This is a genomic window from Duganella lactea (assembly GCF_009857505.1).
GTDB classification, from domain to species: domain Bacteria; phylum Pseudomonadota; class Gammaproteobacteria; order Burkholderiales; family Burkholderiaceae_D; genus Rugamonas; species Rugamonas lactea.
Window position 1 is genome coordinate 13685 of sequence record NZ_WWCP01000016.1, and the last position, 15038, is coordinate 28722.

At 61.8% G+C, this 15038-nt stretch carries 13 protein-coding genes; 4 read left to right on the plus strand and 9 right to left on the minus strand.

Translation table 11 applies throughout. The features are described from left to right. The first annotated feature begins 18 nt into the window (after positions 1-18). The 3 genes from GTP44_RS14340 (at position 19) to GTP44_RS27525 (ending at position 5281) form a co-directional block, all read left to right on the plus strand. Positions 19-2943, plus strand: coding sequence for a ribonucleoside-diphosphate reductase subunit alpha (locus GTP44_RS14340; RefSeq protein WP_161019962.1), 2925 nt, complete (start codon positions 19-21; stop codon positions 2941-2943). Between the two features lie 104 nt (positions 2944-3047). Next, positions 3048-4157 carry a ribonucleotide-diphosphate reductase subunit beta gene (locus tag GTP44_RS14345; RefSeq protein WP_160992874.1) on the plus strand — a complete coding sequence of 370 codons (1110 nt, stop codon included), beginning with the start codon at positions 3048-3050 and terminating at the stop codon, positions 4155-4157. A 644-nt stretch (positions 4158-4801) separates the two neighbouring features. After that, positions 4802-5281 (plus strand): PDDEXK nuclease domain-containing protein, encoded by a 480-nt coding sequence (locus GTP44_RS27525; protein ID WP_229256915.1) that lies wholly within the window; start codon positions 4802-4804, stop codon positions 5279-5281. Positions 5282-6357: 1076 nt separating this feature from the next. Here the strand turns inward: GTP44_RS27525 and GTP44_RS14355 are convergent. Next, on the minus strand, positions 6358-7236 hold the full coding sequence (locus GTP44_RS14355; protein WP_161019963.1) for a hypothetical protein: 879 nt from the start codon (positions 7234-7236) through the stop codon (positions 6358-6360). A gap of 279 nt (positions 7237-7515) precedes the next feature. Between GTP44_RS14355 and GTP44_RS14360 the strand changes: the two genes are divergently transcribed. Continuing rightward, complete coding sequence (locus GTP44_RS14360) at positions 7516-8049, plus strand: YggT family protein (RefSeq protein ID WP_371867222.1); 534 nt, start codon at positions 7516-7518, stop codon at positions 8047-8049. Between the two features lie 43 nt (positions 8050-8092). On the opposite strand, the gene GTP44_RS14365 is transcribed toward GTP44_RS14360, so the two are convergent. The 8 genes from GTP44_RS14365 to GTP44_RS14400 form a co-directional block, all read right to left on the minus strand. Beyond that, the gene (locus GTP44_RS14365; RefSeq protein ID WP_161019964.1) at positions 8093-9031 is read right to left on the minus strand and encodes a carbohydrate kinase family protein; all 939 of its coding nucleotides are present in this window, start codon (positions 9029-9031) and stop codon (positions 8093-8095) included. A gap of 9 nt (positions 9032-9040) precedes the next feature. Continuing rightward, a complete protein-coding gene (locus GTP44_RS14370; RefSeq protein WP_161019965.1) occupies positions 9041-10297 on the minus strand; it encodes a DUF3426 domain-containing protein in 1257 nt (418 codons plus the stop codon). 9 nt (positions 10298-10306) lie between these two features. Then, entirely contained in the window at positions 10307-11239 is a 933-nt protein-coding gene (prmA, locus tag GTP44_RS14375) for a 50S ribosomal protein L11 methyltransferase (RefSeq protein ID WP_161019966.1), read from the minus strand. A gap of 16 nt (positions 11240-11255) precedes the next feature. Next, positions 11256-12635, minus strand: coding sequence for an acetyl-CoA carboxylase biotin carboxylase subunit (accC, locus tag GTP44_RS14380; RefSeq protein WP_160992103.1), 1380 nt, complete (start codon positions 12633-12635; stop codon positions 11256-11258). Positions 12636-12740: 105 nt separating this feature from the next. Continuing rightward, positions 12741-13205: an acetyl-CoA carboxylase biotin carboxyl carrier protein gene (gene accB / locus GTP44_RS14385; RefSeq protein WP_161019967.1), complete on the minus strand. Its 465-nt coding sequence runs from the start codon at positions 13203-13205 to the stop codon at positions 12741-12743. Between the two features lie 87 nt (positions 13206-13292). Beyond that, a complete protein-coding gene (gene aroQ, locus GTP44_RS14390; protein ID WP_160992105.1) occupies positions 13293-13730 on the minus strand; it encodes a type II 3-dehydroquinate dehydratase in 438 nt (145 codons plus the stop codon). A gap of 84 nt (positions 13731-13814) precedes the next feature. Then, complete coding sequence (locus tag GTP44_RS14395; RefSeq protein ID WP_161019968.1) at positions 13815-14369, minus strand: TlpA family protein disulfide reductase; 555 nt, start codon at positions 14367-14369, stop codon at positions 13815-13817. Then, positions 14366-14992 (minus strand): hypothetical protein, encoded by a 627-nt coding sequence (locus GTP44_RS14400; RefSeq protein WP_160992107.1) that lies wholly within the window; start codon positions 14990-14992, stop codon positions 14366-14368. The genes GTP44_RS14395 and GTP44_RS14400 overlap by 4 nt, the downstream gene beginning before the upstream one ends. Positions 14993-15038 lie beyond the last annotated feature (46 nt).

A 15038-nucleotide genomic window follows, 5' to 3' on the forward strand; every position in this document is an offset into this window, starting at 1 on the left:
TGTAACCGGGGAGCTTCAATGCAATCTACTCAAGACATCACCATCAATCCAGCGCTGGTACCAGCGGCCGCTGCGAGCACCGCCAGCAGCCCAGCCGTGGCCGCCAGCGCACTCGGTGACTACCGCATCATCCGCCGTAACGGCGCGGTCGTCGCGTTTGAACCGTCGAAAATTGCAGTCGCCATGACCAAGGCCTTCCTGGCGGTCAACGGCGGTCAGGGCGCCGCCTCGGCCCGCATCCGCGAGCTGGTGGAAGAGCTGACCAACAACGTGGTGACCGCGCTGGTGCGCCGTCAGCCATCGGGCGGCACCTTCCACATCGAAGACGTGCAGGACCAGGTCGAACTGGCGCTGATGCGCTCGGGTGAACACGACGTCGCCCGCGCCTACGTGCTGTACCGCGCCAAGCAGATGGAAGAGCGCCGCCTGGCCAAGGAAGCGTCCGGCGCCGGCGCCATCGCCGCCCCGCAAATCAATGTGCTGGAAAACGGCGAGCGCAAGCCGCTGGAACTGTCGCGCGTGACCAACCTGATCGGCGCCGCCTGCATCGGCCTGGAAAAACACGTCGACGCCGACGCCATCGTCGCTGAAACCCTGAAAAACCTGTACGACGGCGTGCCGGTCGAAGAACTGCACAAGTCCGCCATCCTGGCCGCCCGCGCGCTGATGGAAAAGGACCCGGCCTACTCGCAGGTGACCGCCCGCATCCTGCTGCACACCATCCGTAAGGAAGTGTTCGGCAAGGAAGTGGCGCAAGCCAACGCCGCCGCCGAGTACGTGACCTACTTCCCGCAATACATCGCCAAAGGCATCGCCGCCGAGCTGCTGGACACCAAACTGGGCGAGTTCGACCTGGCGCGCCTGGCCAAGGCCATCGTCGCCGACCGCGACCTGCAATTCGGCTACATCGGCCTGCAGACCCTGTACGACCGCTACTTCCTGCACATCCGCGACGTCCGCATCGAAATGCCGCAGGCGTTCTACATGCGCGTCGCCATGGGCCTGGCGCTGAACGAAAGCGACCGCGAAGCGCGCGCCATCGAGTTCTACAACCTGCTGTCGAGCTTTGACTTCATGTCGTCGACGCCGACGCTGTTCAACTCGGGCACGCTGCGTTCGCAGCTGTCGTCGTGCTACCTGACCACCGTGTCCGACGACCTCGAAGGCATTTACGACGCCATCAAGGAAAACGCGCTGCTGGCCAAGTTCGCCGGCGGCCTGGGCAACGACTGGACCCCGGTGCGCGCGCTCGGCGCCCATATCAAAGGCACCAACGGCAAATCGCAGGGCGTGGTGCCGTTCCTGAAAGTGGTCAACGACACCGCCGTGGCGGTCAACCAGGGCGGCAAGCGCAAGGGCGCGGTGTGCGCCTACCTGGAAACCTGGCACATGGACATCGAAGAGTTCCTGGACCTGCGCAAGAACACCGGCGATGACCGCCGCCGCACCCACGACATGAACACCGCCAACTGGATTCCGGACCTGTTCATGAAGCGCGTGATGGAAAAAGGCGAGTGGACGCTGTTCTCGCCATCGGACACGCCGGACCTGCACGACCTGGTCGGCAAGGCCTTCGAAAAAGCCTACCTGGGCTACGAAGCCAAGGCCGCCGCCGGCGAAATCCGCGTGTTCAAGAAAATCCAGGCGCTGGACCTGTGGCGCAAGATGCTGTCGATGCTGTTTGAAACCGGCCACCCATGGATCACCTTCAAAGATCCTTGCAACATCCGTTCGCCGCAGCAGCACGTCGGCATGGTCCACAGCTCCAACCTGTGCACCGAGATCACGCTGAACACCGGCCCGGACGAGATCGCCGTCTGCAACCTGGGCTCGGTCAACCTGCCGGCCCACATGAAAGAGGGCAAGCTGGACCACGTCAAGCTGCAGAAAACCATCCGCACCGCGATGCGCATGCTCGACAACGTGATCGACATCAACTACTACGCGGTCGACAAGGCCCGCAACGCCAATATGCGCCACCGTCCGGTCGGCCTGGGCGTGATGGGCTTCCAGGACTGCCTGCACATGATGCGCGTGCCGTTCGCGTCGATGGAATCGGTGCAGTTCGCCGACACCTCGATGGAAGCGGTCTGCTACTACGCCTATCTGGCCTCGACCGAGCTGGCCGAGGAACGCGGCCACTACGCCTCGTATAAAGGGTCGCTGTGGGATCGCGGCATCCTGCCGCAGGACTCGATCAAGCTGCTGGCCGAAGAGCGCGGCGGCTACCTGGAGCAGGACCTGTCGGCGGCCATGGACTGGACCCCGGTGCGCGAGCGCATCGCCAAGTTCGGCATGCGTAACTCGAACTGCGTGGCGATCGCCCCGACCGCGACCATTTCGAACATCATCGGCGTGTCGGCGTGCATCGAACCGACCTTCCAGAACCTGTACGTCAAGTCCAACCTGTCGGGCGAGTTCACCGAGATCAACGCCTACCTGGTGCGTGACCTGAAGGCGCGCGACCTGTGGGACGAGGTGATGATCGCCGACCTGAAATACTTCGACGGCTCGCTGGCCAAGATCGACCGCATCCCGAACGACCTGCGCGAGATCTACGCCACCGCGTTTGAAGTGCCGCCGAGCTGGCTGGTGGAAGCGGCTTCGCGTCGCCAGAAGTGGATTGACCAGGCGCAGTCGCTGAACATCTACATGGCCGGCGCCTCGGGCAAGAAACTGGACGAGACCTACAAGCTGGCCTGGCTGCGCGGCCTGAAGACCACCTACTACCTGCGCACCATCGCCGCCACCCACATGGAGAAATCGACCTCCAAGACTGGCGCCCTGAACGCGGTGGCGGTCGACGGCGGCATGTCGGCCAGCGCCAAAGCCGCCGCCCCGGCGCCGGTGGCGGCCGTGTCGGCCGCGGCGGACGCCGATGGCGCGGCCTGCTACCTGCGTCCTGGCGATGACGGTTTCGAGGAATGCGAAGCCTGCCAATAACAACCGTCATTCCGGCGCAAGCCGGAATCCATGCTGAGCAGGTATGGGTCCCGGCGTTCGCCGGGACGACACCGGTACTAATATAGAACACAGAGGAATTGATTATGTCGCTGTCCTGGGACGAAGAGGCCGCACCGGCCAAACAAGCTGTCAACCACGCTGCCATCGAAAGCGAAGGCACTGCTGAACAAGTCGCGCTGCGCGTCAACGCCGACGACAAGCGCATCATCAACGGCAAAACCGACGTCAACCAGCTGGTGCCGTTCAAGTACAAATGGGCCTGGGACAAATACCTGGCCGGCTGCGCCAACCACTGGATGCCGCAGGAAGTGAATATGCAGCGCGACATCGAGCTGTGGAAGAACCCGAACGGCCTGACCGACGACGAGCGTCGCCTGGTCAAGCGCAACCTCGGCTTCTTCGTCACCGCCGACTCGCTGGCCGCCAACAATATCGTGCTGGGCACCTACCGCCACATCACCGCCCCGGAGTGCCGCCAGTACCTGCTGCGCCAGGCGTTCGAGGAGGCGATCCACACCCACGCCTACCAGTACATCGTCGAGTCGCTGGGCCTGGACGAGCAGGAAATCTTCAACGCCTACAACGAGATCAAATCGATCCGTGACAAGGACGAGTTCCTGATTCCGTTCATCAACACGCTGACCGACCCGGCCTTTACCACTGGCACCGTCGAAAACGACCAGAAACTGCTGAAATCGCTGATCGTGTTCGCCTGCCTGATGGAAGGCCTGTTCTTCTACGTCGGCTTCACCCAGATCCTGGCGCTGGGCCGCCAGAACAAGATGATGGGCGCCGCCGAGCAGTACCAGTACATCCTGCGCGACGAATCGATGCATTGCAACTTCGGCATCGATCTGATCAACACCATCAAGATGGAAAACCCGCTGCTGTGGACTCCGGCCTTCAAGGAAGAGATCAAGCAGCTGTTCCTGGAAGCGGTGGATCTGGAGTACGCCTACGCCGAAGACACCATGCCACGCGGCGTGCTGGGCCTGAACGCCACCATGTTCAAAGGCTATCTGCGCTTCATCGCCAACCGCCGCGCCACCCAGATCGGCCTGGAAACCCTGTTCGACCAGGAAGAGAACCCCTTCCCATGGATGAGCGAGATGATCGACCTGAAGAAAGAGCGTAACTTCTTCGAGACCCGCGTCATCGAATACCAGACCGGCGGCGCGCTGAACTGGGATTAATCCCCCCTTCGCCCGAGTAAAAGCCTCGCTATATGCGAGGCTTTTTTCATGTGCGCCCAGCATGGGCGCATTCTTGCGGGTGCAAGTCCCGTCGCGAGCTGACCACAGTGAGCGAAGTGAAGCGCAACCGCGGGAGGGTGACAGCCCCTATCCCGATTTCAGCCTGGGCCCAGGTCCCCGACCAGATCGGGCGTGCCACCACCTGCACAAAGGATGTGAGCGACCAGCGCTCGCCTGTTCAAGATCAATTTTCCCTGTTGAGATAGGCCGAAAGTGAACTCTCGTTTAATCACTGGAGGGAACAATCATGGACAAAACAGAGGTCGTCAAGACGAATGAGCGGGAGTCGCTGCATGCGGAATTACGCGCACTGATTGCTTCCAGCCGCCAGCGTTTGGCGCGGGACATAACTTATGAAGCGCCTCGGCGCACGGCTGGAGTGTGAGTTTGGCAGAGGGTTTGAGGCGAAGAATCTGCGTCGGATGGTGCAATTTGTTTAAGCGTTTTCCGACGTGGAAATTGTCGCATCACTGATGCGACAATTGAGTTGGACACACTTTTTGCTCCTCATCCCTATAAAGTCAGAGATGGCACGCATGTACTACGCATAGCAGGGCGCTGCGGAATGCTGGAGCGTCAGGGAATTGCGCAGACAGATCGAGCGGAAGGCCTATGAGCGTCGTTTGATCGCCGGTGCGGAAGTGCCGCGAGTTCAGGAGTCCTCATCCGCCGGGATTTTCAAAGATCCGTACTTTCTGGACTTCCTCGGTCTGCGAGACGGTGATGACGAAGCGGACCTGGAGTTCTTCCAGCGCCGTCTGCGCCGGCTGGTGGCGATTGAGTTGAAGCTCGGCCGCTTCAAGGCGGCGCACAAGGGGCAGATGGAGCTGTACCTTCGATGGCTGGACAAGTTTGAGCGCCAATCTGGCGAGGAGTCTCCCATCGGTTTGATCCTGTGCGCGGAGTCCAGCCACGAGCAAGTCGAGCTGCTGCAGATGCACAAGGACGGCATCACCGTCGCCGAGTATTGGACCGAGCTCCCACCAAAAGCCGAGCTGGAACGCCAGCTGCGCGTCGCGCTGGCCGAGGCGCGCGAGCGACTGCAACGTCGGCGCATCTCATAGCGCCATGGTGCGTAATTCGCCCGCAGCCATAGCGAGAACAAACGACGACGATCACTCGATAGTGGCCTGCTACCCGAGCATGCGTCGTCCGCGCTGGCAGCGCGAATAAACATATCCGCGATTTGTATGACGCGCGTGCGCGAAGAACCGGTCAGCGATTTGATCATCGAGCGACGCGATCTTCGTGCGACCATCCGCACATCCAACGCCGCGGGCGATTTCAAACGCCGCCTGTAGCGGCATGCCTTAACGCCGATTTACGTCGCTGCGCCGGCGATGATCCGCACCGTCATCGCGTTCGATCACGCATGCTAAAACGCGGACGCGATGCGGTGCACCGCTGTATTCCGCTTGCTATTCGCCTTACTCTGTCTCATAATCGCGACGAATTAAAAACACTGAGCAGTGGCGGCGCGCGGACGAAGCGCGAGCGCTCTCGGATTCGGAAGCGGGTGACGCGAATTTCAAGCCGACGACGACGGCATCGAAGAAACCCAGGCAGCATAAGGCTTACTTTGAAGTGCTATTTTTCCGGCGCGATGCGCGCGGCACTTCCCGAACCCGATTGAGCGCGCGCGAAGCCGGCGCGATGAAGCAAACGAGTACGCCGAATCGCCATGTGTATGTGAGTTGGCGAGCGCAAGGCGGAAAAAAAGCGCGCGAATACTTAACGTGCCGGTTGCGCATCAATAAGGTTTTCGTGTACTTTACGAACTTGAAAATGCGTGTTTTAAAAAGTACGTTGAAATTTTTGAAGTGCGCACCACGTAGTGATGAACGAGCAGTGAAGACCGAACACGGGATACTGATTCACACCGATATGCACAAGCCCACGTCGTTTTTGTTCAACCGTCTTGCCTGATTGAGTTCAGGTCGGGCGGTTTTTTGTTTGAAAACGAAAATCGCGACGTGGCTGCGACGCAGGTTCCAGGAGCTGAGTACACGCCCGGACCTCCGCAAAGCGTCGCGACAAGATTTGTATCCGCGCGCCGCTCCGGCTTCGGAGAGCGGGTGGATCGATGGCTGAAGCGCTGCACTTGTGAGGAGATGCAGCAGTTCAGCTAGTGCCGAATTCATTAGCGCAAACCGCATTTGGTTTGCGCCGATGAATAATTCGCCTGGCCCAATTCCGGGTTGGACGGGTTTAAATCTTGTAAACGAATTTTTCCCATCCCCGATGAAGGAGAACTAAACATGGCTACCGCCGCTAAGAAACCAGCAGCTAAGAAAGCTGCCGCACCAGCAAAGAAAACCACCGCCGCTAAAGCAGCCGCACCAGCAAAAAAACCAGTGGCCGCTAAAGCCGCCGCCAAGCCAGCCGCCAAAGCCGCCGCTAAACCGGCAGTGAAAAAAGCCGCCGCTAAACCAGCAGTGAAGAAAGCCGCCGCTAAACCGGCCGCCAAACCAGCGGTGAAAAAAGCCGCCGCCAAACCAGCCGCGAAGAAAACCGTCGCTAAAGTCGCCGCTAAACCAGCAGCGAAAAAAGCCGTCGCTAAAGTCGCCGCTAAACCAGCAGTGAAAAAAGCCGCCGCCAAACCAGCAGCGAAGAAAGTCGCCGCCAAGGTCGCCGCCAAACCAGCAGCGAAAAAAGTCGCCGCTAAACCAGCAGCGAAGAAAGCCGTCGCCAAAGTAGCCGCTAAACCAGCAGCGAAAAAAGTGGCCGCCAAAACCGCCGCCAAGCCAGCAGCGAAAAAAGTCGCCGCTAAACCAGCAGCGAAAGTCGCCGCCAAGCCAGCAGCCAAAAAAGCTGTCGCCAAAAAACCAGTAGTAAAAGCAGCAGCCAAGCCAGCTGCAAAGGTAGCGGCTAAGCCAGCAGCAAAAAAGCCGGTTAAAGCAGCTGCGAAGCCTGCAGCTGCCAAGCCAGCCGCCAAGCCAGCAGCCGCCGCAAAAAAACCGGTGGCGAAGAAAGTCGCTGCTAAACCAGCTGCTAAACCAGCCGCTAAACCAGCCGCCAAGCCGGCAGCCGCACCAGCCGCCGCTGCGCCGGCCGCCAAGCCAGCAGTGAAAAAAGCTGCGCCGAAAAAGGAAGCCGCTAAACCGGCAGCCGCACCAGCGCCAGCCGCACCAGCCGCTTCGGCCACCGCGCCAGCAGCTAAAACCGTCCTGGCGCCGGCCGCAGCATGGCCGTTCCCAACCAGCACCCGTCCTTCCTGAGCCGTAATCGCTTAGAAGCCTGCTGAGGCAATGGCCGCTGTGTGAGACAATCACACAGCGGCTTTTTTATTGGAGGTTCCGTGCTGATTAGTATTCTCAAGTTGATTGTCGACGCCATCGCCGTCCTGCTGGGCGGAGCCTTGCTGCTGCGTTTCTGGATGCAGGCGATCCGCGTGCGGCCGCCGTCGTCGGTGGCGCAATTCACTTTTCAATTGTCGGACTGGCTGGTGCGCCCGCTGCGCCGCATCGTGCCGGGCGTCGGCGGTTATGACTGGGCGAGCCTGATCGGCGCCTTCCTGATCGTGCTGGCGGCAACCTCGGTGATGTTCCTGATTGGCTGGCCGGCGCCGGCGGTGCTGCTGGCGGCGTTCCAGCGCTTCCTGGAGTGGATACTGTACGGCTTCATGGCCTTGCTGGTGGTCGAGGCGATCTTCAGCTGGGTCAATCCGCATGCGCCACTGGCGCCGTTCGTGCGCGCGCTCAACGAGCCGCTGCTGCGGCCTATCCGCCGTGTGGTGCCATTGGTGGGGAGTCTGGATCTGTCGCTGCTGGTGGCGCTGATCCTGCTGCAGATCGCGCAGCTGCTGTTGGGCGTGGCCTTCAGCGGCAGATAATTTTGTCAGCGCCCTTCCCGCGTGCGCGGGAAGGGCGCTGCGTTCAGAAGCGGTAGCCGAAGGCTGCTTCGAACTGGTCGGCGATCGTGGCCGCCGTGAAGTGGTGGTTCTGCGCGCCTTTGTGGGCGATCTTGATCGCGCCCAGCAGGCTGGCCAGGCGGCCGGTGGTTTCCCAGCTCCAGCCATTGGTGATGCCGAACAGCAGACCGGCGCGGTAAGCGTCACCGCAGCCGGTCGGGTCCAGCGCGGCCGCCACCGGCACGGCCGGGATGTCGATGCGCTGGCCTTTGGTGTGGATCTCCGAACCCTGCTCGCCACGGGTGATGATCAGCGCTTCGACGCGGCCGGCGATGTCTTCCAGCGTCAGGCCGGTGCGCTCGACCAGCAGTTCGATTTCATAATCGTTGGTGGTGACGTAGGTGGCCTGGTCGATGAAGTTGGTCAGCTCCGCGCCATCGAACATCGGCAACTGCTGGCCCGGATCGAAGATGAACGGGATGTTCAGCTTGGACAGGTCGTCGGCATGCTTCTTCATGCCCAGGTGACCGTCCGGCGAGATGATGGCCAGACGCGCAGGGCCGGCCTTGGCCACTTCATTCTCATGGGCGTAGGACATGGCGCCCGGATGGAAGGCGTTGATCTGGTTGTTGTCCTGGTCGGCGGTGACGAAGCACTGGGCGTTGTAGGCCTCCTGCTTGATCAGGATGTTGTCGGTGGCCAGACCCAGTTTGCGGAAGCGCTCCATGTAGGCGGCGTTGTCCTGCCCCATGACGCCGACGATGCGCGGCTCGCCACCCAGCATTTTCAGGTTGTAGGCGATGTTGGGCGCGCAGCCGCCGAATTCCGTGCGCATGGTCGGCGCCAGGAACGACACGTTCACCTTGTGCAGCTGGTCCGGCAGCAGGATGCTGTCGAAGCGGTTGGGGAATTGCAGGATGGTGTCGATGGCGATCGAACCGCAAATCAGGGAAGTCTGGGTCATGATAGGTCTTTATGGGTAGAAGACTGCGATGTGATAGCCGGATGCTTTCAGCTCGCGTATTTCAAAGTAGAGTTTAACGGCTTGTTCCGAGCGCGGGGCAAATCCTTGTTCGAGCGCGGCACCGGCGCCCAGATAGTCGCGTGGCGTGAACACCCGGCGCAGGATGCGCTGGTCGTTGGCGTCGTCCAGCGACAGCTCGATCGACGGCCAGGCTTGCGCGGTGCGGCTCTGGTTGCGCAGCAGCGTGGTGAAGGAGAAGGTGTTCTCGCTCAGCGTTTGCAGCTCGCCTTGTTCGATCAGCAGATAGTCGATCTGCGCCGGCAGTTCGATTTTGCAGCCGAGCACGTTGCAGGCGGCGCTCAGCGCCGGTTTCAGCGCCGGCACAGTGGCCGCCAGCGTGTTGCGGAAGGTGGTGATGGCCTGGCCGAACAGGGCCAGCACCAGCAGCAGCGAGCCGAGGCTCATGGCGATGGTGGCGGCCTTGCCGTATTTGCGGCGCAGACGGTCGCGTTTGACGAAGCCGGGTTCCTGCGGCTCGGCGTGCGCTTCGTGCGCCGGCGCTTCTTCGGCGCTGGGGCCGAGCAGGTAGGTGTGGGCGCTGGCCACTTCGGCGTGCGACATGGCGGCGCTCGACAGGTGGAGCAGCGCTGCTTCGTCCACTTCGTCGAGTTCGTCGTCGCGCGGTGGGCGGGCGGCCGGTTCCGGTGGTGTGGAGGCGTCCGCCTGGACGTCGTCCCAGGTGGGTTCGCGGCGGCCGCTGTCGTTGACCGGCGTCGTGTCGTCGGCCAGCGATTGGTCCATGACGGCGAGCTCGGCTTCCAGAGCGGCTTGCAGTTCGTCGTCGCTGAGGTTGTCGTCCGGGAGCAGAGACTCGTCGGCCAGCGGCGCTTCGTCGCCGGCCGGCCGCGTGACGGGCTCCGGCTCATCCGGTTCTGGCTGCGGCTCAGGCTCAATTTCTGGCTCTGGCTCGGGTTCAGGCTCTGGCTCGGGTTCAGGCTCCGGCGCGGGTTGCGGCGTGTCGGTCGTCTCCACGGCGTCGTCTTCCAGCGCATCCGGTGCGAACGTCGGCTCGGCTTCTTCGGGTGTCAGCGCTGCGGCGGCGAGCGACGGAACAGGGAGCGGCGTCGGCGGCTCCAGCAGGGCCGCGTTGCCATCAAAGACTTCATTGCAGGAGCCACAGCGGACTATGCCCCCACGTAATTTCAGCTGGTCATGGGCGACCCGAAATACCGTGTTGCAGTGGGGGCATTTGGTGGCGAGCGCCATTGATGCGGATTAACGCGCTGGCGGAACGGTATCGCTACCCAGGCGGCCATGCAGCGCCACCCAGCCGTCTTGCTCGGCCCACACGCCCAGCTTGATGAACGGCGCATACGCCGCCGCCACTTCCTCGGCCTGGCGCGCCAGCACGCCCGACAGGATCAGCGAACCGCCATCGGCCACGCGGCCGGACAGCATCGGCGCCATCAGCTTCAGCGGGCTGGACAGGATGTTGGCGACGACGGTATCGAAGCGCTGCGTCGCATGCTTCGACTCGGCGAAGCTGTCCGGCAGGAAGTATTCGATGTCGCACTTGTTGCGGGCTGCGTTGTCGGCCGCCGATTCGATCGCCTGCGGGTCGATGTCCACGCCGACCACTTCACCGGCGCCGGTTTTCTTGGCCACCATGGCCAGGATGCCGGAACCGCAGCCGTAGTCGAGCACGGTCTTGCCCGGCGCCGGATGGGCTTCCAGCCACTCCATGCACAGGCGGGTGGTCGGATGGCTGCCGGTGCCGAAGGCCAGACCCGGGTCCAGCTCCAGGATCAGCGCGTCCGGATTCGGCGCCTCGTGCCACGACGGCACGACCCAGATGTTCTTGCCGATGTGAATCGGCGTGAATTGCGACTGGGTCAGACGCACCCAGTCCTGCTCCTCCACCTTGCGGGTGGTGAACTTCGGCAGCGTGGTCAGGCCGATCTGGCCGGCGGCGGCGGCGACGATGACGGCTTGATCGTCATCCTCGTCGGTCAGGGCCACCACGCGGCTGTGGTCCCAGGCCGCTTCGGTGGGCTCCATGCCCGGCTCGCCGAACAGCGGTTTTTCCGCGTCCGTGCCTTCGTCCGCGTCTTCCACGGACACCGACAGCGCGCCCACGTCCATCAGGGCTTCCGACAGTGCTTCCGCGTGGTCGCGGGCGATTTCGATGACGATTTCAGTCCAGCTCATTATTTCAACCTTTGAATTACGCTTTGTTGCCCAGACTCAGTTTGTTCAAGTCCGGCATGTCGGCCAGCTTGTGTTCCAGGTAGTGAATATTGGTGCCGCCTTCGATGAAGCGGGCGTCGACCATCAGCTCGCGGTGCAGCGGGATGTTGGTCGAAATGCCTTCGACCACCATTTCCGACAGCGCGATCTGCATGCGGCGAATCGCCTGCTCGCGGGTGGCGCCGTAGGAAATGACCTTGCCGATCATCGAATCGTAGTGCGGTGGCACATAATAACCCGCATACGCGTGCGAGTCGACGCGCACGCCCGGACCGCCGGGCACGTGCCACGACGTGATGCGGCCCGGCGACGGCGTGAACTTGAACGCGTCTTCGGCGTTGATGCGGCACTCGATGGCGTGGCCCGACAGCATGACGTCGCGCTGGCGGAAACGCAGCTTTTCGCCGGCGGCGATGCGGATCTGCTCCTGCACGATGTCGATGCCGGTGATCATTTCGGTGACCGGGTGTTCGACCTGCACGCGGGTGTTCATTTCGATGAAGTAGAACTCGCCGTTTTCATACAGGAACTCGAAGGTGCCGGCGCCACGGTAGCCGATCTTGCGGCAGGCCTCGGCGCAGCGCTCGCCGACTTTTTCGATCAGCTTGCGTGGAATGCCGGGCGCCGGCGCTTCCTCGATCACCTTCTGGTGGCGGCGCTGCATCGAGCAGTCGCGTTCGCCCAGCCAGACGGCGTTCTTGTGTTCGTCGGCGAGGATCTGGATTTCCACGTGGCGTGGGTTTTCCAGGAACTTCTCCATGTAGACTTCCGGATTGCCGAAGGCGGCGCCGGCTTCCGATTTGGTCATCTGCACCGCGTTGATCAGCGCCGCCTCGGTGTGCACCACGCGCATGCCGCGTCCGCCACCGCCACCGGCGGCCTTGATGATGACCGGGTAGCCGACACGGCGCGCGGTCTGCACGATCACTTTCGGATCGTCCGGCAGCGCGCCTTCCGAGCCCGGCACGCATGGCACGCCGGCCTTGATCATGGCCTGCTTGGCGGTGACCTTGTCACCCATCAGGCGGATCGAATCGGAACGCGGGCCGATGAAGACGAAGCCGGATTTTTCCACACGTTCGGCGAAGTCGGCGTTTTCCGACAGGAAGCCGTAGCCGGGGTGGATCGCTTCGGCGTCGGTCACTTCGGCGGCGCTGATGATGGCCGGCATGTTCAGATAGCTCAGCGACGACGGCGCCGGACCGATACATACCGACTCATCGGCCAACTTCACGTATTTGGCGTCTTTGTCTGCTTCCGAGTGGACTACAACCGTCTTGATGCCCAGTTCGCGGCAGGCGCGCTGGATACGGAGGGCGATCTCGCCGCGGTTGGCAATGAGGATTTTTTCAAACATGATAGGTTCGCTAGGTCTGTGAGCGCCGATTGGCTGCGTCAGGTGAGGAGGGATTGCGGACCAGAACGGCGCGCCCGTGCCGCCGGGGCAGGGCGCTGGCCGTTCTTAGCCGATCACAAACAGCGGTTGTCCGTACTCGACCGGTTGGCCGTTTTCGACCAGGATCTGGGTGATGGTGCCGGACTTGTCGGCATCGATTTCGTTCAGCAGCTTCATCGCTTCGATGATGCACAGGGTATCGCCTTCCTTGACGGTCGCGCCAACTTCGACAAACGCGGCGGCGCCTGGCGCGGACGAGCGGTAGAAGGTGCCGACCATTGGCGATTTGACGATGTGGCCGGTTGGCTCGGCGGCGGCGGCTGGCGCGGCGGCGGCCACTGGCGCGGCGGCGGCCGGTGCGGCCGTGGTGTATTGTGGGATGGCTTGCGGCTGCATCATGACCATCTGATTTTGCGGCAGGGCCGACGATTTGACGATGCGAACTTTGCTCTCGCCCTCGGTCACTTCGAGTTCGGCGATGTCCGATTCTGCGACCAAATCAATCAAGGTCTTCAGCTTGCGTAGATCCATGTAACCCCCAGGAATGTCTTGTTTGTGTGATATTGCGGTGGCGCCTTGTGGGCGGAACCGGTCTGAAATAAGCGCGGATCGCGTAGGTTATCGCTTTTTAAGGACAAAGTCGATGGCAAACCGATATCCATCGACGCCCAGTCCGCAGATTGTCCCGATCGCGATCGCGCTCAGAAATGAGTGATGGCGAAACGCTTCGCGCTGGTAAATATTCGAAATATGCACTTCCACAAACGGGATGGCCACCCCTGCCAGGGCGTCGCGCAAGGCAACGCTGGTATGGGTCAGTCCGCCCGGATTGATGACGATGGCGTCCACGCCTTGCGCTTTGGCGGCGTGGATGCGGTCGATCAGTGCACCTTCATGGTTGCTCTGAAAGCAGGACAAGCTCGCACCCGCCGCCGTGGCCTGTGCCTGGGCAGCGTGTTCGATGTCGGCCAAAGTGCTTGCGCCGTAGACCTCGGGCTCGCGCGTCCCCAGCAAATTCAGGTTGGGGCCGTTGAGCAGTAGGAGGTTTTTTGCCATGATTCCTGAGCCTTCTCCGCGAAAGAGTCGCATTTTGACGCCAACTGCTGACATTTGGCAAGAGAAAAAAACTGTGGGAAGCGCTTACAGAGTTGCCAAATCTTTGCGCAGCTCATCGAATTTGAGCTTGCCGAGGTAGGTCTTCTTGACCTGACCGTCGGCGCCGATCAGCACCGTGAACGGCAGGCCGCCCTGGCTGTTGCCGAACTGGCGCGACAGCTCGGTGCCGTTCATGCCGGATACGAAGACCGGGTAGGTAATCTTGTATTTGGTACTAAATTCCGCGATATTTGACGGCGAATCAATCCCGATGCCGATAACTTGCAGCTTCTTGCCTTCTTCTCCGGCAGCCAGCGCGGACAGCTCCGGCATTTCCTGCACGCACGGGCCGCACCAGGTTGCCCAGAAATTAACCAGCATGGGCTTGCCTTGATATTGGGCCAGCGGCGTGCTGACGCCCTTGGCGTCCGGCAGCGTTTCTTTATAGAGGGCGGCGACCGGACCGGTCACGCCGGCCGGCTGGGCGGCGGTGACCGGGGCCGGCTGTGGCGCGTTCTGCTTTTGATAACCGACGTAGGCGCCGGAAGCGGCAAAGATCAGGCCGACCACAACATAGGCTTTGAGGTGTTTTGGATTCATGGTGTCGTTGGATGAGTACTGTTAACTAAGAGTGCGCGCACGGCGGCGATGTCGGCGCGGGCCTGCTTGCCGTCCTTGTTCTTGACCGCGCCGCGCAAATCGTCCAGTTCATACAGCGCGGCGTGCACGCCTTCCTTGTGCCACAGGAAGCTGACGGTTTCGACCATGCCGTAGCGCGGGCCTTTGAAGTGCGGCGTTTCCGAGATGTCGATTTGTATATTTCTGTTAAGCAGGAAGATTTCCACTTCCTTGGCGCTGTCGGCGAACAATTGCAGGTGGATGTCGTCGTGCGGGCCGGCCGTGCCATGCAAGACAGCGCCGGTCAGGTAGGGCTGGAATTTCTCCAGGCCTTCCATGATGTCGACCGCCAGCGTGCGCAGGCGGAACAAGCGGGCCGGCTGGGTGTTGGCGTGGAACAGTTGCTGGTAGATGCGGACTTCGGCCTCGATCTGCGCATGGTCCGGCAGCAGGTTCAGCGGCGGCTGCGTGTCGCCCAGGATCTGCCGCGCGGCCTTGCGCTTGGCCGTGTTGTAGTCGGCTCCGTCCTCGGCGATCAGGCGCGCGGCGGCGGCCGCGATTTCGGCACGCAGAAGCTGGAGTTCGTCGTTCACATTGGCAGTCATGGACGAGATAATACTCTGAACCGGGAAAACAGCGTCAGCTCGGGTA

Excerpts from the sequence above, each read along its gene's own strand:
- GTP44_RS14365 (WP_161019964.1), bottom strand. The coding sequence starts at position 9,031 with ATGACCCAGACTTCCCTGATTTGCGGTTCGATCGCCATCGACACCATC.
- accC (WP_160992103.1), bottom strand. The coding sequence starts at position 12,635 with ATGTTTGAAAAAATCCTCATTGCCAACCGCGGCGAGATCGCCCTCCGT.
- GTP44_RS14395 (WP_161019968.1), bottom strand. The coding sequence starts at position 14,369 with ATGAATCCAAAACACCTCAAAGCCTATGTTGTGGTCGGCCTGATCTTT.
- GTP44_RS14370 (WP_161019965.1), bottom strand. The coding sequence starts at position 10,297 with ATGGCGCTCGCCACCAAATGCCCCCACTGCAACACGGTATTTCGGGTC.
- prmA (WP_161019966.1), bottom strand. The coding sequence starts at position 11,239 with ATGAGCTGGACTGAAATCGTCATCGAAATCGCCCGCGACCACGCGGAA.
- GTP44_RS14400 (WP_160992107.1), bottom strand. The coding sequence starts at position 14,992 with ATGACTGCCAATGTGAACGACGAACTCCAGCTTCTGCGTGCCGAAATC.
- aroQ (WP_160992105.1), bottom strand. The coding sequence starts at position 13,730 with ATGGCAAAAAACCTCCTACTGCTCAACGGCCCCAACCTGAATTTGCTG.
- GTP44_RS14345 (WP_160992874.1), top strand. The coding sequence starts at position 3,048 with ATGTCGCTGTCCTGGGACGAAGAGGCCGCACCGGCCAAACAAGCTGTC.
- accB (WP_161019967.1), bottom strand. The coding sequence starts at position 13,205 with ATGGATCTACGCAAGCTGAAGACCTTGATTGATTTGGTCGCAGAATCG.
- GTP44_RS14340 (WP_161019962.1), top strand. The coding sequence starts at position 19 with ATGCAATCTACTCAAGACATCACCATCAATCCAGCGCTGGTACCAGCG.